This window comes from Nocardia sp. NPDC055165 (assembly GCF_053606985.1).
The window spans coordinates 12,512-31,016 of the sequence record NZ_JBSGSS010000006.1; the positions used below are offsets into that span (position 1 = coordinate 12,512).

An 18,505-nucleotide genomic window follows, 5' to 3' on the forward strand; every position below is an offset into this window, starting at 1 on the left:
CGGCTGCGGTTCGGCTACACGGCCGTTGCCGGTCTGCGGACCAGCATCGACATGACCGCGGCGATCCCGCAGAGCCCACCCGCCACGTACCAGGCGAGGTCGTAGGAGCCCTGGACGTCGCGGATGAAGCCCGCGCCGGTGGCGGCCACGGCGGCGCCGACCTGGTGGGCGGCGAAGACCCAGCCGAACGCGATCGGACCGTCCGCGCCGAAGAGTTCGCGGCACAGCAGCACGGTCGGCGGGACGGTCGCGATCCAGTCCAGGCCGTAGAACACGATGAACACCCACATGCTCGGCTCGGTGTGCGGGCCGAGCAGCGACGGCAGGATCAGTAGCGAGAGCCCGCGCAGCGAGTAGTAGCCGAGCAGCAGGTAGCGCGGATCCACGCGGTCCGAGAGCCAGCCCGAGGCGATGGTGCCGGCCACATCGAAGATCCCGACCAGGGCGAGCAGTCCGGCCGCGGTGGTCGGCGGCATGCCGTGGTCGTGGGCCGCGGTGACGAAATGGGTACCGACCAGGCCGTTCGTCGAGGCCCCACAGATCGCGAAACCGCCCGCCAGCAGCCAGAATCCGGGTCGGCGCGCGGCCGAGGCGAGTACCTTCAACGCCCGGTTGGCACCACCCACGATCGGGACTCGCGCGCCCGCGTCCGAATCGGTCGGCGCCCCATACGCGCGGACACCGACGTCGCTGGGATAGTCGCGCACGAACAGCCAGACCAGCGGCACCACCGACAGCGCCACTGCCGCCACGATCAACGACGGCAGCCGCCAGCCGTGCTCGGTGGCCAGCATCGACACCAGCGGCAGGAACACCAGCTGACCGGTGGCGCCCGCCGCGGTGAGCACTCCGGTGACCAGGCCACGACTCCGGACGAACCAACGGCCGGTGATGGTCGCGACGAACGGCATGGACATCGACCCGACGCCGACACCCACCAGCAATCCCCAGGTCGCCACCAGCTGCCACGCCTGGGTCATGAACACCGTCAGCCCGCTGCCCGCGGCGATCAGCACCAGCGCCGAACACACCACCTTGCGGATGCCGAATCGGTCCATCAGCGCGGCGGCGAACGGCGAGATCAGGCCGTAGAGCAGCATGTTCAGCGAGATGGCGGTGGAGATCGTGGCGTGTGACCACCCGAATTCGGTGTGCAGCGGCTCGATGAGGACGCTGGGGACCGAGCGGAAGGCGGCCGCGCCGAGGAGGGCGACGAAGCCGACGCCCGCCACGATCCACGCGGGATGGAGTCGACGACGTTCGTCGGTGACCGATGCCGGTGCGGAAGTGAGGTTGTCGGCCGGGTCGTCGCCGGTGGGCGGCGCGGGCGCACGTAAATCGGTCACTCGGCCAGCGTGCCGGATCGACGGCGGGCGAGCGAGTGGCCGGTGTGACATGTTTCGTCAATATCCTGCCATCGACGGGTCGGCCGGGCGCGCGCGAGCGAAACGCGGCACGAAGGCCGTGACAGCGGAGCCCCGCACGCTGAACCGACAAGGCTGTCGACAGCGGAGCGCGGGCCGCCTACCGTTCGGACAGGACCACCCGAGCTGCCCGACAGGACAACCGAATCCGGCCGACGGCTTCCGAGGTGCCCTCATAGCGGAAGGGAGACAGCATGATTCGCTGGACCTGGGCCTTTCTCGACCGACCCGTCGATACTTTCGCCGACTGCGCACGATTCTGGGCGAAGGTCACCGACTCCACCGTCTCGCCACCGCGCGGCGAACACGATGAGTTCATCACCCTGCTGCCCGCCACCGGGCCCGCGTGGATCAAGATGCAAGCCGTCCACGACGACGGCGGCATCCACCTGGATCTCGACGTCGACGATCTCCCCGCGGCGATCGCGACCGCGACCGGGCTCGGCGCCCACGTGATCGCCGAGATGGATGACTACACCGTGCTGGAATCGCCTGCCGGACAGACGTTCTGTCTCATTCCGTCTACCGAGCCGGCCGGTCTCGGTCCGGCGCCGATCACGGTGTCGACCGCGCCCGATGGCACAGTGACCCGCCTCGACCAGATCTGCCTCGACCTGTCCCCCACCGACATCGACGCCGATACCGCCTTCTGGCAGACACTCACCGACTGGACCCACAAGCCCGGCCGCCGCCCGGAATTCTCGCGCCTGCGCGGCCCCGACCAGCCACTGCACTTTCTGCTCCAGCGCCTGGATGAACCCGGCCCCACCGGCGCGCACGCCGACCTGGCCTCGTCGAACATCACCGCCACCGCGGCCTGGCACGAATCGCTCGGCGCCACCCGGGTCACCGACGCCGAACACTGGATCGTCCTGCGTGACCCCGGAAATGCCTTGTACTGCGTGACATCCCGGGACCCGTACACCGGCTGAACCGCCACAGACAGCGACCTGCCGCGAGCACAGCCGATGTGCCACTGCGACCCAGCGGCTTTCCATCCAGTCCGTGAGAGGAACTAGCTACCGCGGTATTCGGGCGAGTCCGGGGTCTGCGCACGCGACGACACGCAGTGGCAGCTGGTCGTTCTCGGTGCTCGTGGCCCTGGCAGAGTGGTCGGGTGCCTACGAACCCGACGATGACCGACTCCCCGCTCACCGCGCTGTGCCCGGACCTGCGCACCGCGCTGATCCGGGTCGGCTACGACGCCGACACCCTCGTCGAGGCGTTGGGTCCCGATGTGCATGCGGCACTGAGCCGTTCGGAGCCGGTGCCGGTGCGGCGGGCGGCGCGGGCGGCAGGCGACCTCGGCACGCTGGTGCGGTTGCTGCTGCTCGGAGACGTCCTGCCGGAGCGCGACGTCGCGACCGCACTGGCGCCGGTGCGCATCGACGCCGCGGTGGCGGCGGGTCTGCTCACGCGCGACGGTGACCAGGTGCGGGCCGCGCTGGATCTGCGGCCGCTCGATGCCGGCGCGGGTACCCGGTGGATCCTGTCCGATCTCGACGATTCGATGCGGCGGCGCACGCTCACCGAGGATCACGTCCTCGGCGTCGGGCATGCGTCGCTGTCGTTGCTGCGCGCCACCCCCACCGAACCCGTCGGCACCGTGCTGGATCTGGGCACCGGCTGCGGTGTGCAGGCCGTGCACGCGGCGGGTTACGCGGGCCAGGTCACCGCCACCGATGTCAACGCACGGGCCCTGTGGCTGGCGCAGGCCACGGCCGCGCTCAACGAACTCGATATCGAACTGCTCGAGGGGTCCTGGTTCGAGCCGGTGGCGGGGCGACGCTTCGACCAGGTCGTGGCCAATCCGCCGTTCGTAGTCGGTCCGGCCCGCATCGAGCACACCTATCGCGACTCCGGGCTCGCCCTGGACGGGGCCAGCGAGCTGGTCATCGGGCAGGCGCCCGAGCTACTGGCCCCCGGCGGCACGGCGGCCATGCTCGCCGCCTGGGTGCACGTGGACGGCGAGGACTGGCGCCGGCGCGTGTCGAGCTGGTTGCCCGCGCACGGCGTCGACGCGTGGGTCGTGCAGCGCGACGTCGCCGATCCTGCCCTCTACGTCGGTACCTGGTTGCGCGACGCGGGCCTGGACCCGCGCGACCCGGCCGCCCAGGAACAGGCGGCGCGCTGGCTCGACGCCTTCGAGGCCGCCGATGTCGAAGGTGTCGGGTTCGGATTCGTCTACCTGCGCGCGATCGACGGCCCCACCGAACTCCTCGCCGAGGACCTCACCCATGGTTTCGACGACCCGCTCGGCACCGAGGTGGCCGGGTACTTCGCGCGGTCGGCGTGGTTGCGCGCGGTGGCCTCCGACGAAAACCTCGCGTGGGCATCCCGTTTCGCGCCGAGCCCGGCGACCGCGCTGGAGCGGGTGTATCTGCCCGGCGAGTTCGGCTGGACCGAGCAGGTGGCCCGGCTTCATCGCGGCGACGGACCACGCTGGCAGCACGAGGTCGACGAGTCGACGGTCGCGCTGGTCGCGGGAATGCGGCCCGACGGGCTGCCGTTGTACGAACTGATCGAACTACTCGCCCTCGCCGACGGAGCAGAGCAGGTCACGCCGGAATTCGCCGCCCAGGCCCTCGGTGTGGTCGCCGGACTCGTCCGTCACGGACTGGTGCGGCCCGTCTGAGCCGCCCCGCGGTGGCAGCGAGTTCCGACCAGGACCCTCTTCTCAGGAACTTCTCAGCCGTTGGGGTGGGAACCAGCAGCTCAGAGCGGTTTATCGACCGCGGGATCGGGAACTTTCTCTAAGTCGGGTCCGTTGATCGGAGTGAGACACCACCGACAGGAGGCAAGTCATGACAAGCCCCGCCACCACTCGTTTGCGCCCCAGCGAGGCCGATATCGACGCCCAGAGCCCCGCAGCCGATCTGGTACGCGTGTACCTCAACGGAATCGGACGCACGGCACTGCTCACGGCGGCCGACGAGGTCGAATTGGCCAAGCGCATCGAGGCGGGCCTGTATGCCCAGAACCTGCTGTCAACCAGTAAGCGGTTGACGGCGGCTCGCAAGCGTGACCTGGCGATTCTGGTTCGCGAGGGCTCTGCCGCCCGCTCGCACCTGCTCGAGGCCAACCTGCGTCTGGTCGTATCCCTGGCCAAGCGCTACACGGGCCGCGGCATGCCGCTGCTGGACCTGATCCAGGAGGGCAACCTCGGACTGATCCGCGCGATGGAGAAGTTCGATTACGCCAAGGGCTTCAAGTTCTCCACCTACGCCACCTGGTGGATCCGTCAGGCCATCACCCGCGGCATGGCCGATCAGAGCCGCACCATCCGGCTGCCCGTGCACCTGGTCGAACAGGTGAACAAGCTCGCCAGGATCAAGCGGGAACTGCATCAGCAGCTGGGCCGCGAGGCCACCGACGCCGAACTCGCCAACGAGTCGGGCATCCCGGTGGAGAAGATCGCCGATCTGCTCGACCACAGCCGCGACCCGGTGAGCCTGGACATGCCCGTCGGCAACGACGAGGAGGCTCCCCTCGGCGACTTCATCGAGGACTCCGAGGCCACCTCCGCCGAGAGCGCCGTCATCGCCGGCCTGCTGCACCACGACGTGCGCAGCGTCCTGGCCACCCTCGACGAGCGCGAACAGCAGGTCATCCGCCTGCGCTTCGGTCTCGACGACGGCCAGCCGCGCACCCTGGACCAGATCGGCAAGCTCTTCGGCCTGTCCCGCGAGCGGGTCCGCCAGATCGAGCGCGAGGTCATGTCCAAGCTGCGCAAGGGCGACCGCGCCGACCGCTTGCGCGCCTACGCCAGCTGATCCGAAAACTCGACGGCCCCGCGGGGTCGTCTGCCGAAACGCCGACCGGCGACCGCGCACCCCTCCCCTCCGGGTCGCGAGCCGGTCGGCGTTGTTCGTTCCACCGGACCGATCGGCCATCGTTCAGGCCAGCCGACGGGGGCCGGTGTCGAAGCGGCTCGGTTCCGGGCCGATGCGCGCTCGGGCATAGATGATCTCCGCCGAGGCCGAGGCGGCCAGGACGGGGTCGCAGGAGAGTTCGCGCATCTGGGGGATGTCGTCGAACAACGCCGAGATGCGTTGAGCCAGCGCGGCCAGCGCGGCTTTGTCCACCCCCACTCTGCCCGGCCCGTCCGACAGCAATGGCGCCGCGCGTGGTGCGTCGATGAGCGCGGTCGCTTCCTCCTCGGTCAGCGGTAGGGCGCGGTAGGCGCGGTCGCCGAGCAGGTCGATGATCATGCCGGACAGGCCGAATTGGATGACCGATCCGAACGAGGGGTCGTCGGTGACGCGCAGCACGCAGCCGACACCCTTGGTCGCCATCTTCTGCACGTGCAGCAGCGGATCGCCACAGATCTCCACCAGGTCGGTGTAGGCCTGCCGGACCGCCTCCGGTCCCCACAGATCCAGACGCACGCCGATCAGATCCGGTCGGCGCCGCCACAGCTCCCCCGTGGCCTTCGCCGCGACCGGATAACCGAGTTCCTCGGCCGCGGCGACCGCCTGTTCGGCATCGCGCACTGCCCGGAACTCGACCACGTCGATGCCGTAGCACCCGAGTAGCCGCACCGCCTCCTCGTCGGTGAGCCACCGCCCGCCCGACTCGGCGAGCCAGCCCTCCACCAGCGCTGCCGCGGCCGCGGTGTCGATTCCGGGCGGGCGCACCACCGGCGAGATCGGCCGATTCCGCCAGCGCGCGTACCGATCCACCCTGGCCAGCGCTCGCGCGGCTCGCTCGGGATCCGGATAGGACGGGATGGACCCGCGGGCCGGCGCGCCCGCGGTGGTACGCACCGCCAACTGTCGCGGAATGCCTGATTCCGCGACGAACGTGGTGAGCACCGGCTTGCCCGGCGCCGCCGCGGCTGCCGCCCGCAAGGCGTCCCCGAAGCCTTCCATCGGCACCGGAACGGGCGGGGCGACCACGACGATCACCGCGTCGACCTCCTCGCTACGCAGCGCAGCCAGGACCGCTTCCCGGAAGTCGGCCGGTGTCGCCTCCGGGCCGAGATCCACCGGCCCGTCCACGATCGCACTGTCCACGCTCCGTGCGGCCGGGCCGAGGTCGCCCTCGGTGTGGCTGGTCGGCCCGGCGCTGTCCGCGGTCCGGTGGGCAGGCCCGGCACTGCCCACGGTCCGCTGGGACGACCCGGCGCTACCTCTGGTCCGGTCGGCCGGCCCTACGCCACCTCTCGTCCGATCGGGCGTCCCGGCGTTGTCCCCGGGCCGGTCGGCCGGTCCGCTGCCCCCGCTTCGGTCGGGCGTCCCGGCGTTGTCCCGGGGCCGGTCGGCCGGTCCGCTGCCCCTGCTTCGGTCCGGCGCCCCGGCGCTGTCCTCTGGCCGGTCGGTCGTCCCGGCATCGGCCGGGCCCCGGCTTCCCCGCCGGGCGCCGCGCAATCCCCACGCCGTCCGCCCGGCACGATCCGCGCCTCGCTCGGCGCGCTCGTCCGGCCGAGCGCTGCGCAGGTCCGGCTCCGGCGGCCGCGCGGCCTGCGCACCGCGTTCGGTGGGCCGGGCTCCAGGACCTCGGTCGACCGCGGTGACGGGCCGGTGCACCCGCAGCCCTTCGCTACGGGCGGCGTCGATGGCCAGCCAGTTCAGCGCGGCGCTGTTACCGACCACCGCGACCCGGGGGCCCTTCGGGAGCGGCTGACAGGCCAGCAGCGCGGCACAGTCGAACAGTTCGGAGATGGAGTCGACCTGGATGATCCCGGCCTGACCGAAGAGGTCGCGGACCACGATGCGGTCCATGTCGGCGCCGGCCGCGAGGCGGCCGCTGCTCACCGCGACGATCGGTTTGCCGCGGGCCACCCGGCGTGCCAACCGGGAGAACTTGCGTGGGTTACCGAAGCTCTCCAGATACAGCAGGATCACCTCGGTATCGGCGGCGGTGTCCCAGTACTGGAGCAGGTCGTTGCCCGAGACGTCGGCCCGGTTTCCCGCCGAGACGAACGTCGACAGACCGAGGTTGCGGGCCGCGGCCTCGCCGAGGATCGCCGCGCCCAGGGGGCCGGATTGGCAGAAGAAGCCGATTCGCCCGCGCTGGGGTAGCACCGGGGCCAAAGTCGCGTTGAGACCGACCGCGGGATCGGTGTTGGCGATGCCGAGCGCGCTGGGTCCGACCACACGCATCCCATGCCCGCGCGCCGCGGCGACCAGGTCGTGTTCGGCGGCCAGCCCGGCTGCCCCGGTCTCGCCGAAGCCGGCGGTCAACACGACAAGGCCCTTGACCCCCTTGGCCATGCAATCGTCGAGGACCGCTCCGATCGCGGCGGGTGGCACCGCCACCACCGCCAGGTCCACCTCGTCGGGGATCTCGCTCACCGCGGCGTAGGCGCGCACGCCACGGACCGAGCGCCGGTGCAGGTTCACCGGGAACACGGGTCCGCTGAAACCGCCTGCCAGCAGATTCGCGAATACCGCGCCGCCGACCCGGGTCTGTTCCGGTGACGCGCCGATCACCGCGACCGAACCGGGTGCGAGCAGATTGCCGACACTGCGTGCTTCCGAGGCCGCCTCCCGCGAATCCCGCACGGTGCGCAGCGCTTCGGTGGGGTCGATGGCGAATTCGAGGTGTACCTCGGAACCGTCACGACTGCGCTGCAGTTGGTAGCCGGCCTCACGGAAGACCGTGATCATGGCCTCGTTCTCGGCCAGCACCTCGGCAACGAAGGCGATCACCTCGTTCTCGGCGGCGGCACCGGCGAGGTGTTCGAGCAACACCGAGCCGAGCCCACGCCCCTGGTGCTCGTCGGCGACCACGAACGCCACCTCGGCCGCGCGTGGGCCCGGCCGGGCGAGCAGTTCGTAGCGGGCCACGCCGATGATCGCCGTGCCGAGCACCGCGACGAGACCGACCCGATCGCGGTAGTCGACGTGGGTGGTGCGGTACATGTCCTTCGGCGAGATCTGCGGGTACGGACCGAAATAGCGCAGATACCGGGTGCGATCGGACAGGCCGGTGTGAAAGGCCGCGAGCGCGTCGGCATCGGCGGGCACGATCGGGCGCACCCGGACCACGCCACCGTCGGCGGCGAGCACATCGCCGTACCAATGTTGGGGCGGCGCAGGCGGATTCGCGGGCGTGTCGGAGGTATCGGGTAGCAGTGGCTCAGTCACGAGGATCCTCCGGATCGAGCCCGAGCAGGCCGAAACTCGCCCGCCGGGTGGCCGTGATCGCGGTGTCGACCGCGCGCTGCGCGCGGATCTGGCCCGCGTCGCCGATCTCGGGTGTGCCGCCGGGACCGTCCCAGGCCCGATAGGCGGTGTCGCCTCCGTCACCCATGGTCGTCGGTGGTTGCACACGTGGCGCGGATGCCCGCACGTGGTCGATCCAGTCGGCGGGCACCGGCGTTTCGGGGGCGAGCGGCCGGTCCAGTGCCGCGGCGAGCAGGTGGGTCCAGGCGCGCGGCACCACCCGCACCACGCCGTATCCGCCACCGCCGATGGCCAGCCACCGCCCTTCGGCGTGTTCGTCGGCGAGGTCGCGCATCGCGAGGAAGGCCGCGCGCTGACCGTCGACGGTGAGCTCCAGATCGGCCAGCGGATCTTCGCGGTGGGTGTCGACACCGCACTGGCTGATGATGATCTGCGGCCGGAACGCGGCGACCGCACCGGGCACCACCGCGTGAAATCCCCTCAGCCACTGCGCGTCCCGGGTGCCCGGCAGGAGCGGCAGATTGATCGAGGTACCTTCGGCCGCCCCGACCCCGGTCTCTTCGGGCCAGCCGGTATTGGGCCACAACGTCGCCGGATGCTGGTGTATCGACACCGTGAGCACCCGCGGATCGGCGTAGAACGCGCGTTGCACACCGTCGCCGTGGTGGACGTCGACATCGAGGTAGGCGATGCGGTCGAAGCCGTGGTCGAGCAGCCACGAGATGGCGATCGCGGCATCGTTGTAGACGCAGAACCCCGCCGCCGAATCCGGCATGGCGTGGTGCATTCCACCGCCGATGCTCACAGCCCGCCGGGTACGGCCCGCCGCGATCTCCCTGGCGGCGGCGAGAGTGCCGCCGACGATCACCGACGCCGCCTCGTGCATCTTCGGGAATACCGGATTATCGGCGGTTCCGAGCCCGTAGAGGACATCCTCGGGCGTCGGCGGGCCCTGTCCGGCCCGGCGCACCGCCTCGATGTAGGAGCTGCTGTGGACCCGCATCAGATCGGCCTGGGTGGCCGCGTCGGGTGCCAACGGCTCGACACCATCGAGAAGACCTAGGCTTTCGGCCAGCGACATGGTGTATTGCAGGCGCGCCGGCTTCATCGGATGCTCCGGACTCCAGGTGTAGCCGAGGAATCGCTCGGTCCACACGACGGTCCCACTGGTTTCGCTGCGCGGCGACGTGACCATGGTCGCCACGCTAGCCGGAAGCAGCAGCCCCCGTGCGGCGTTGACATGCAGTAGAAATAGGGCCGCTGGTCCGACGGGCGGACCGGCGTTCGCGCGTGGGTAGAATTCGTGCTGACGAAGGGGTATCAGGTGAAGGATCTGGTCGACACCACGGAGATGTATCTCCGTACCATCTACGACCTCGAGGAAGAGGGCGTGGTGCCGTTGCGGGCACGCATCGCCGAACGCCTCGAGCAGAGTGGTCCGACGGTGAGCCAGACGGTCGCGCGGATGGAGCGCGACGGCCTGTTGCTCGTCGCGGGCGACCGCCATCTCGAGCTCACCGACAAGGGCCGTTCCATGGCCGTCTCGGTGATGCGCAAGCACCGGCTCGCCGAGCGGTTGCTGGTCGACATCATCGGTCTGGACTGGGAGAACGTCCACGCCGAGGCGTGTCGCTGGGAACACGTGATGAGCGAGGAGGTGGAGCGGCGCCTGATCGAGGTGCTCAACCACCCGACCACCTCGCCCTACGGCAACCCCATCCCGGGTCTGGACGAACTCGGCCTCGGCGACGTGTCCGCCGCCGAGGAGAAGCTGATCCGGCTCTCCGATCTGCCCAACGGCGCGCTGCACGCGGTGGTCGTGCGCAGGCTGGCCGAGCACATCCAGACCGACCCGGAGGTCATCGGGCGGTTGCGTGAGGCGGGCGTGGTGCCCGACGCACGCGTTACCGTGGAGACCAAGCCGGGTGCGGTACTGATCACGGTGCCGGGCCACAACGGTTTCGAACTGTCCGAAGAGATGGCGCATGCCGTCCAGGTGAGGCTGGTCTGATTCGTGAAACTTCTTGTCACCGGCGGCGCCGGCTACGTGGGTGGCGGTTGCGCCGCCGTGCTGCTCGAAGAGGGCCACGAGGTGGTCGTGGTCGATGACCTCTCGACCGGTAACGCCGACGGTGTGCCGGCCGGTGCCCGGTTCGTCGACGGTGATATCGCTGTCGCCGCCCCCGATCTGCTGCGCGCCGAATCCTTCGACGGTGTTCTGCATTTCGCGGCGCAGTCGCTGGTCGGCGAGTCGGTGGAGCAGCCGGAGAAGTACTGGCACGGCAACGTCGTGAAAACGCTGACGCTGCTCGAGGCGATCCGTGAGACCGGAACCCCCCGCCTGGTGTTCTCCTCCACCGCCGCGGTGTACGGCGAGCCCGAGCAGGTCCCGATCACCGAGGCCTCGCCCACGCGCCCCACCAATCCCTACGGCGCCAGCAAGCTGGCCATCGATCACGCCATCACCTCCTACGCGGTGGCGCACGATCTGGCCGCGACCAGCCTGCGCTATTTCAACGTGGCGGGCGCATATGCCGGGCTCGGCGAGAACCGGGTGGTGGAAACACATCTGATCCCCCTCGTATTGCAGGTGGCGCTGGGTCATCGCAAGGCCATTTCGGTGTACGGCACCGACTGGCCGACGCCGGACGGTACGTGCGTGCGTGACTACATCCACATCCGCGACCTGGCGCAGGCGCATCTGCTCGCGCTGTCGTCGTCGCAGCCGGGCACGCACCGGATCTGCAACCTGGGTTCGGGCACGGGTTTCTCGGTGCGCGAAGTGATCTCGGCGTGCGAGCGGGTCACCGGTCTGCCGATCGAGACGATCGACGCGCCGCGCCGCGCGGGTGACCCGGCCGTATTGATCGCCTCCAGTGACCGCGCGGTCGCCGAACTGGGCTGGCGACCCGAGCACAACGACCTCGACGAGATCGTCTCCGACGCCTGGGATTTCCTGCGCTCCCTCGGCACGAAGGCCCACAGCGCTCGCTGACCTGCCTGCCTCACCGGGTGATCGGGCCGATGTCGACCCCGAGATCGGCGGCGATCTGGTGACCACACAGCGCGAGTCTGCGCAGCCGTTCGGGCCGCAGTCCGGTCTGTAGCGAGGTCTCCAGCAGCACCGCCATCGCGTGCTCGGCGTCGGCCTCGACGGCGGCGCCGATCGCGACGCCGGCGAACGGTCCGTCGCCGCGCAGGTAGGCACTGAAGCCGAGCAGCGACGCTGCTTCGGCGCGGTCGGTACCGGGTGTCGCCCTGGCCAACTGCGCCCACAGCCGCTCGGCGGCCTCGGCGTGATCGCCGACCGCGAGGCCGTACACGGCGTCGCGGATCGGCCGGTCGCGCAGGGTCGCGGCCAGTCGCGCGAGTTCGCGTGCGGCACGCGGTGCGCCGGACGCGGTGTCGGCGATCTGCCACAGCACCCATTCCAGTGCCCGCCGCTGGTAGGCCAGGGCGTTACCGGCGCGCGTCGCCGCCGCCAGCCCACCCCGGTAGCGCGCGTCCGCGGGCCCGAGCTGAGCGCGCACGCGCGCGCTCAGCAGCTCGTCGGGAACCATCAGCGCCGTCATCTCCTGACGCGAGCCACGAATCTGCTTGCCTTCCAGCACATGTGACACGGCCACGATCGAGGACGACGGATCGGCGACCAGGCCGGTCCCGACCAGGCCGAACACACTGCGGTAGCGTTCGCCCGCCGCGATCGCGGGAACCGACCAGGCGCCGCGGACCGCGATTCCGTCCTCGGCCAGTACGTCGATCAATTCGGCCGCGCGCAGGACTTCCTCGCTCTCGAACTCGGCACGGTCCTCGACGAAGACGGCGAGCACCCCGGTCGCCTCTTCGCGCAGGCAGATCGATGCCAGGCAGGCGGTGAACTGGTCGAGCAGCCGGATGTCGGTGGCCACGTCGAGGTCGAAGCGCACCACCGCCTCGATCGCCTCGGCCGCACTGCCCGCCACCTCGTGCAGCACGGCGACGACGAGGGACCGTTCGGGGACGAAGCCGAGCATCGCGGGCAGGGCGGCGATCAGCTCACCGGGTTCGTCGACCCGCAGCGGTGGGCGCGGCAGCCCGCCGGGATAGCGTGGAGTGGATTCGGCGCAGCCGAGTGCGCGGGGAAACGGTCCGGAGCGCTTGACCCGGCGGGTGGGGTTCGTCGAAGGCGTCATGGCTCCACGGTGCCCGCCGGCTCCCCCACATCGGGTGCACCGACCTGGGCTTTCATCCGCCCTGTGTGTAGTGCCGAAGCTGTGGACCGATCCCGCTCCCGGCCATGCGCGGCGGGCGAACCTGTCACCGCCTGGTGGTAGGCGCTTCAGTTACCGCGTACGGCGGCGGCGGTGGTGGCGAACATCTCGTCCACTGCGGCCGTATCCGGTTGTCCCGCACCGAAGGTCATCGACGTCACCGTGATGCGCACGTCGCCGATCTGCCCGATCGAGGTCTGCATCGTCTGCGTCAGCCCCGCACCGCCGACTTCGGGAACCACGGTGCGCCGCAACGCTATCGCGTCGTCGGTACCGGTCGGCGCGGTCCGGTCGAGCGCGGTCGTGACGGTGGACCCCGCACCCGCCCGCCGAACCTGGATCAGCCCGCACTCACCGAGTCGATCGCGCAGCGACGACACCGGTTCGGCGCTCCGCGACAACTCGACGGTCAGGGTGGCCCGGCTCGCGTCATCGGTCCCGACCGCCACCGCCGCGGGCTCCCCGCCGGGCTCTGCCTCGACCGGTGTGCATTTCGCCGGGCTGACGGTCGCGCCCGCCCCCACTCCGTCGAGATCGGCCGCGGCCGCCGTCGCCGCCTGCGCGGGCAGCACGACCGCCGGATACCGGGCCGGAAACTGCGACGGCGCGGGCAGCAGCTCGGCCAGCGAACCATCGATCTGCCGCACCGATACCGCGCTCTCGGCGACCGGTGTCCCGCTGACGCTCTGCGCACACCCGGTGAGCGCGAAGGACACGGCCACCAACCCCAGCCACCAGCGGCGCAGGCCCGGATCACCCGCGCGGATCGGTGTCGCCTGCGCCACGTTCACACCGTCCACTGTGCCCCACCGCCTCGATCGGCCCGGTCGCGCCACGCCGGGCGGCGGCGCGGCACACCCCGGTCCCCCGCGCCGGGCGGGAATGCGCGAGGTGTCCATGCTGTTGCCTAACAGGACGAGCCGTCCCCGGCCGTGTGTGATGGCACTGCTCGCGTGGGGGACAATGGAGATCCGCTTCCCCACCCCGCGAGCGATGGTGGACCGCGCAGGAAGGAGAAACGCGATGGATGACCAGTCGCATATGTACGAACTGGAGTTTCCGGCGCCGCAGTTGTCCTCGGACGACGGTGCGGGCCCCGTGCTGGTGCACGGTCTGGAAGGTTTCACCGACGCCGGGCACGCCGTGCGTCTGGCGACGACCCATCTGCGCGAGAGCCTCGAATCGGAGCTGGTCGCGTCGTTCGATGTCGACGAGTTGCTCGATTACCGGTCGCGCCGCCCGCTGATGACGTTCAAGACCGATCATTTCGCCGACTACGCGGAACCGGAACTGAACCTGTGGGCGTTGCGCGACACCGCGGGCACCCCGTTCCTGCTGCTCTCGGGCCTGGAACCGGACCTGCGCTGGGAGAAGTTCACCACTGCGGTGCGGCTGCTGGCAGAACAGCTCGGCGTGCGCCGCACGATCGGCCTGTCGGCGATTCCGATGGCGATCCCGCACACCCGTCCGCTCGGTGTCACCGCGCACTCCTCGGATCGTTCGCTGATCGGCGAGCACCAGCGCTGGCCGGGCGAGTTGCAGGTGCCGGGCAGCGCGTCGTCGCTGCTCGAGTACCGGATGGCGCAGCACGGCCACGAATCGCTCGGATTCTCGGTGCACGTGCCGCACTACCTGGCCCAGACCGATTACCCCGAGGCCGCGCAGACGCTGCTGGAGAACTTCGCCGACAACGCGGGCCTGGATCTGCCGCTCTCCGCGCTGGGTGAGGCGGCCGCGCGCGTGCGCGAGCAGGTCGCCGAGCACATCGCGGGCAACGAGGAGGTGGAGACGGTCGTCACAGCGCTGGAACGCCAGTACGACAGCTTCGTCACCGCCCAGGAACGCCAGTCCAGCCTGCTGGCCGCCGACGGTGAACTGCCCAGTGGCGAGGAGCTAGGGGCGGAGTTCGAGCGCTTCCTGGCCGAGCAGGGTGGTTACGACGACACCTCCGGCGAAGGTAAAGACTGACCCCCACACCCACTAGGGTGGTCGGAGTGGATCTGACCGACCTACTGGAAATTCCCGGGACCGACGCCGACGCGCTCTACGAGTCGTTCGCGGCGTGGGCTGCCGAGCAGGGCACAACCCTGTATCCAGCGCAGGACGAGGCGCTGATGGAGTTGGCGTCGGGGTCCAATGTCATCCTGGCGACGCCGACCGGCTCCGGAAAGTCTCTGGTAGCGGTCGGCGCGCACCTGTTCGCCATGGCCAACGGGCAGCGCAGCTACTACACCGCACCGATCAAGGCGCTGGTCAGCGAGAAGTTCTTCGCGCTGTGTGAGGTGTTCGGCGCGGAGAACGTCGGCATGGTGACCGGTGACGCGGCGGTCAACGCCGACGCCCCGATCATCTGCGCCACGGCCGAGATCCTGGCGAACCTGGCGTTACGCGAGGGCGCGGCAGCCGAGGTCGGGCAGATCGTGATGGACGAGTTCCATTTCTACGCCGACCCGGACCGCGGCTGGGCGTGGCAGGTGCCGATCATCGAACTCCCCCGCGCCCAATTCCTGCTGATGTCGGCGACATTGGGCGAAGTGGACTTCTTCGCCGCCGATCTCGAGGCGCGCACCGGCCGCTCCACCACGGTGGTCGCGGGCACCGAACGTCCTGTCCCACTGACGTTCTCGTATGTGCGCACCCCGATCACCGAGACTCTCGAAGAGCTGGTGACCACCCACCAGGCGCCGGTCTACGTCGTGCACTTCACCCAGGCCGCCGCGCTCGAACGCGCGCAGGCGCTGACGAGCGTGAACTTCGCCTCCCGTGCCGAGAAGGACGCGATCGCCGCCGCCATCGGCGAGTTCCGGTTCGCCTCGGGCTTCGGCAAGACGCTGTCGCGGCTGATCCGTCACGGCATCGGTGTGCACCACGCGGGGATGCTGCCCAAATATCGCCGCCTCGTGGAGAAGCTCGCTCAGGACGGGCTGCTGAAAGTGGTGTGCGGCACCGATACCCTCGGCGTCGGCATCAACGTCCCGATCCGTACCGTGCTGCTCACCGGTCTCACCAAGTACGACGGTGTGCGCACCCGCAGGCTCAAAGCGCGTGAGTTCCATCAGATCGCCGGGCGCGCGGGTCGCGCGGGCTACGACACGATGGGCACCGTGGTGGTGCAGGCTCCCGAGCACGAGGTCGAGAACACCCGCCTCATCGCCAAGGCGGGCGACGACCCGAAGAAGCAGCGAAAAGTGGTGCGGCGCAAGCCGCCGGAGGGTTTCGTCTCGTGGAGCGAGGAGACCTTCGACCGGCTGATCGCCGCCCCACCCGAGCCGATGGTGTCGCGCTTCGCGGTGACCAACTCGATGTTGCTCAATGTGATCGCCCGCCCGGGCAACTGCTTCTACGCGATGCGTCACCTGCTCGAGGACAACCACGAGCCGCGTCCCGCGCAACGCAAGCACATCCTGCGAGCCCTGCGCCTGTACCGGTCGCTGCGCGATGCCGGTGTGGTGCAACAACTGTCCGAGCCCGACGCGAAGGGCAGGATGGCGCGGCTCACCGTCGACCTGCAACGCGATTTCGCGCTGGACCAACCACTGTCACCGTTCGCGCTGGCCGCGTTCGACCTGCTCGATCGCGACAGTCCCACCTACACACTCGACGTCGTCTCGCTGATCGAGGCGACCCTCGAGGACCCGCGCCAGCTGCTGATGGCCCAGCAGCACAAGGCCCGTGGTGTCGCCGTCAACGAGATGAAGGCCGACGGTATCGAATACGAGGAGCGGATGGAGCTCCTGGAGGAAGTCACCTGGCCCAAACCCCTGGCCGAGCTGATCGATCCGATGTTCGAGACCTACCGAGCCGGCCACCCCTGGGTGTCGGAATTCGCGCCGTCACCGAAGTCGGTGGTGCGCGACATGATCGAACGTGCGATGACCTTCGCCGAACTGATCTCGCACTACGAACTGACCCGCTCCGAAGGCGTGGTCCTGCGCTATCTCGCCGACGCCTACCGCGCCTTGCGCCGCACCGTGCCCGACGCCGCCCGTACCGAGGATCTCGACGACCTCACCGAATGGCTCGGCGAACTGATCCGCCAGGTCGACTCGAGCCTGCTCGACGAGTGGGAACAGCTCACCAACCCCGGCGCCGAGAACGACGCCCAGCAGATAGCGTTCGGTGCCGAAACGGTGCGCCCGATCACCGCCAACGAACGCGCCTTCCGGATCATGGTGCGCAACGCCATGTTCCGCCGGGTGGAGCTGGCGTCGCGACACCGCTGGTACGAACTCGACCAACTCGGCACCGGCCCCGATTGGGCCGAGGACTTCGCCCCCTATTTCGACGAGTACGCCACGATCGGCACCGGCCCCGACGCGCGCGGCCCACAACTGTTCGGGATCGAGCAGCGGCCCGGTTTCTGGCATGTCCGCCAGGTGATCGACGACCCCGCGGGTGATCACGGCTGGGCGGTCACGGCGATCGTGGATCTCGAGGAATCCGATGCCGCGGGCGAGGTGGTGTTCGACGAGGTCACAGTCACGGCGGGATGAGTAATACCAGTTGCCTATGACGAATATGACGAATGTTTGACGGATTCGTTGTTGGGTAGGCGCCGCTGATAGTCTCTCCCGGCTGCCGACCGAAAGTTCACCTGTGCCCGAATCCCCGTACCTTGTCATCGACCCCGAGCGGGTACGTGCCAACTACCGAACCCTCGACGCCGCCGTCGCTGTCGGCACCCGGATCCGGTACGCGGTCAAGGCGGCGCCGGTGGCGGAACTGATCACCCTGCTCGACGACGAGGGCGCCGAATTCGATGTCGCCAGCATCGGCGAGATCGACCAGTGCCTCGACCTCGGTGTCGCGCCCGAGCGGCTCTGCTACGGCAACCCGATCAAGAAGAGCGCCCATATCGCGCGCGCCTTCGCCCTCGGGGTGCGCCGCTACGCCTTCGACACCGAGGACGACCTCGACCGCATCGCCGAGCACGCGCCCGGCTCCGAGGTCGAGTGCCGGTTCCTGTCCTCGGCCCCCGAATCACGGACCCCGTTCGGCACCAAGTTCGGGTGCGCGCCCGCCGAAGCCCTGCGGCTGCTGGTGCGCGCCCGGGATCTGGGCCTACGGGTCGGCGGCCCCTATTTCCACGTCGGCTCCCAGCAGCTCGACCCCGCCGCATGGCGGATCGGCATCGAGCAGGCGGGTGCGATCGTCACGGCGTTGGCGGACAAGGACATTCACGTCACGGCGGTCAATGTGGGCGGCGGTCTGCCGATCTCCTACGTCGACGCCGCCCCCGAACTCGACGCGATCGCGGCCGCTATCTCCGGTGCCGCCGCCGAGTTCCTGCCCGCGGCCATCGGCCTGATCGTGGAACCCGGCCGTGCGCTGGTGGGTAACGCGGGCACTGTGCACGCCGAGGTCGTCGGCGTGCGATTCGCGCCGGATGGCCGGCGCTGGGTGTATCTCGACATCGGCCGATACAACGGTATGGCCGAGACCGAGAACGAGTACATCGCTTACCGTTTCGTCACCGATCGCGACGGCGATCCGGTGTCGGAGGCGGTGGTCGCGGGTCCGACCTGCGACGGCGACGATGTACTGTATCAACGCACGAAGGTCCTTCTGCCGACCACGTTGCGAGCCGGTGACCGGATTCAGATCCTGCACACCGGCGCCTATACCGCGAGTTATTCGTCGGTGTCCTTCAATGGTTTTCCGCCCTTGACCGTTCATGTCTCGGGCGCTGAGCGAGAGTGAG

13 protein-coding genes are annotated in these 18,505 nt (G+C 69.7%); 8 read left to right on the forward strand and 5 right to left on the reverse strand.

What is annotated here, in order from left to right:
* Positions 1-14: 14 nt before the first annotated feature.
* Positions 15-1,346, reverse strand: coding sequence for an MFS transporter (locus ACWFRF_RS14125; RefSeq protein ID WP_452450247.1), 1,332 nt, complete (start codon positions 1,344-1,346; stop codon positions 15-17).
* Between the two features lie 272 nt (positions 1,347-1,618).
* Between ACWFRF_RS14125 and ACWFRF_RS14130 the strand changes: the two genes are divergently transcribed.
* The 3 genes from ACWFRF_RS14130 to ACWFRF_RS14140 all read left to right on the forward strand — a co-directional run bounded on the left by ACWFRF_RS14130 (position 1,619) and on the right by ACWFRF_RS14140 (position 5,197).
* A complete protein-coding gene (locus ACWFRF_RS14130) occupies positions 1,619-2,356 on the forward strand; it encodes a VOC family protein (RefSeq protein WP_452450249.1) in 738 nt (245 codons plus the stop codon).
* A gap of 203 nt (positions 2,357-2,559) precedes the next feature.
* On the forward strand, positions 2,560-4,059 hold the full coding sequence (locus ACWFRF_RS14135; RefSeq protein ID WP_452450251.1) for a DUF7782 domain-containing protein: 1,500 nt from the start codon (positions 2,560-2,562) through the stop codon (positions 4,057-4,059).
* A 169-nt stretch (positions 4,060-4,228) separates the two neighbouring features.
* Positions 4,229-5,197 carry a sigma-70 family RNA polymerase sigma factor gene (locus ACWFRF_RS14140; protein WP_378626663.1) on the forward strand — a complete coding sequence of 323 codons (969 nt, stop codon included), beginning with the start codon at positions 4,229-4,231 and terminating at the stop codon, positions 5,195-5,197.
* A 123-nt stretch (positions 5,198-5,320) separates the two neighbouring features.
* On the opposite strand, the gene ACWFRF_RS14145 is transcribed toward ACWFRF_RS14140, so the two are convergent.
* Together ACWFRF_RS14145 and ACWFRF_RS14150 are read right to left on the reverse strand one after the other, a co-directional pair.
* A complete protein-coding gene (locus ACWFRF_RS14145; protein WP_452450253.1) occupies positions 5,321-8,515 on the reverse strand; it encodes a GNAT family N-acetyltransferase in 3,195 nt (1,064 codons plus the stop codon).
* A complete protein-coding gene (locus ACWFRF_RS14150; RefSeq protein WP_452450255.1) occupies positions 8,508-9,749 on the reverse strand; it encodes an acetoin utilization protein AcuC in 1,242 nt (413 codons plus the stop codon). Before ACWFRF_RS14150 ends, ACWFRF_RS14145 begins: the two co-directional genes overlap by 8 nt.
* A 129-nt stretch (positions 9,750-9,878) precedes the next feature.
* On the opposite strand from ACWFRF_RS14150, the gene ACWFRF_RS14155 reads away from it, so the two are divergent.
* Entirely contained in the window at positions 9,879-10,565 is a 687-nt protein-coding gene (locus ACWFRF_RS14155) for a metal-dependent transcriptional regulator (RefSeq protein WP_378989121.1), read from the forward strand.
* Between the two features lie 3 nt (positions 10,566-10,568).
* Complete coding sequence (galE, locus tag ACWFRF_RS14160) at positions 10,569-11,549, forward strand: UDP-glucose 4-epimerase GalE (protein ID WP_378626657.1); 981 nt, start codon at positions 10,569-10,571, stop codon at positions 11,547-11,549.
* A 10-nt stretch (positions 11,550-11,559) separates the two neighbouring features.
* Here galE and ACWFRF_RS14165 read toward each other — a convergent pair whose 3' ends face one another.
* Both ACWFRF_RS14165 and ACWFRF_RS14170 read right to left on the reverse strand, forming a co-directional pair.
* Positions 11,560-12,726, reverse strand: coding sequence for a DUF4192 domain-containing protein (locus tag ACWFRF_RS14165; protein WP_452450257.1), 1,167 nt, complete (start codon positions 12,724-12,726; stop codon positions 11,560-11,562).
* Positions 12,727-12,872: 146 nt separating this feature from the next.
* A complete protein-coding gene (locus tag ACWFRF_RS14170) occupies positions 12,873-13,595 on the reverse strand; it encodes a sensor domain-containing protein (RefSeq protein ID WP_452450259.1) in 723 nt (240 codons plus the stop codon).
* 232 nt (positions 13,596-13,827) lie between these two features.
* Here ACWFRF_RS14170 and ACWFRF_RS14175 point away from each other — a divergent pair, with 232 nt between their 5' ends.
* From ACWFRF_RS14175 to ACWFRF_RS14185, 3 genes are all read left to right on the forward strand, one after another.
* Positions 13,828-14,772 carry a PAC2 family protein gene (locus tag ACWFRF_RS14175; RefSeq protein WP_378988602.1) on the forward strand — a complete coding sequence of 315 codons (945 nt, stop codon included), beginning with the start codon at positions 13,828-13,830 and terminating at the stop codon, positions 14,770-14,772.
* Positions 14,773-14,798: 26 nt separating this feature from the next.
* Positions 14,799-17,297 (forward strand): DEAD/DEAH box helicase, encoded by a 2,499-nt coding sequence (locus ACWFRF_RS14180; RefSeq protein WP_452450261.1) that lies wholly within the window; start codon positions 14,799-14,801, stop codon positions 17,295-17,297.
* Between the two features lie 103 nt (positions 17,298-17,400).
* Positions 17,401-18,504, forward strand: coding sequence for a type III PLP-dependent enzyme (locus ACWFRF_RS14185; protein WP_378626650.1), 1,104 nt, complete (start codon positions 17,401-17,403; stop codon positions 18,502-18,504).
* Position 18,505 lies beyond the last annotated feature (1 nt).

Excerpts from the sequence above, each read along its gene's own strand:
- ACWFRF_RS14130 (WP_452450249.1), top strand. The coding sequence starts at position 1,619 with ATGATTCGCTGGACCTGGGCCTTTCTCGACCGACCCGTCGATACTTTC.
- ACWFRF_RS14135 (WP_452450251.1), top strand. The coding sequence starts at position 2,560 with ATGACCGACTCCCCGCTCACCGCGCTGTGCCCGGACCTGCGCACCGCG.
- ACWFRF_RS14140 (WP_378626663.1), top strand. The coding sequence starts at position 4,229 with ATGACAAGCCCCGCCACCACTCGTTTGCGCCCCAGCGAGGCCGATATC.
- ACWFRF_RS14150 (WP_452450255.1), bottom strand. The coding sequence starts at position 9,749 with ATGGTCACGTCGCCGCGCAGCGAAACCAGTGGGACCGTCGTGTGGACC.
- ACWFRF_RS14165 (WP_452450257.1), bottom strand. The coding sequence starts at position 12,726 with ATGACGCCTTCGACGAACCCCACCCGCCGGGTCAAGCGCTCCGGACCG.
- ACWFRF_RS14175 (WP_378988602.1), top strand. The coding sequence starts at position 13,828 with ATGGATGACCAGTCGCATATGTACGAACTGGAGTTTCCGGCGCCGCAG.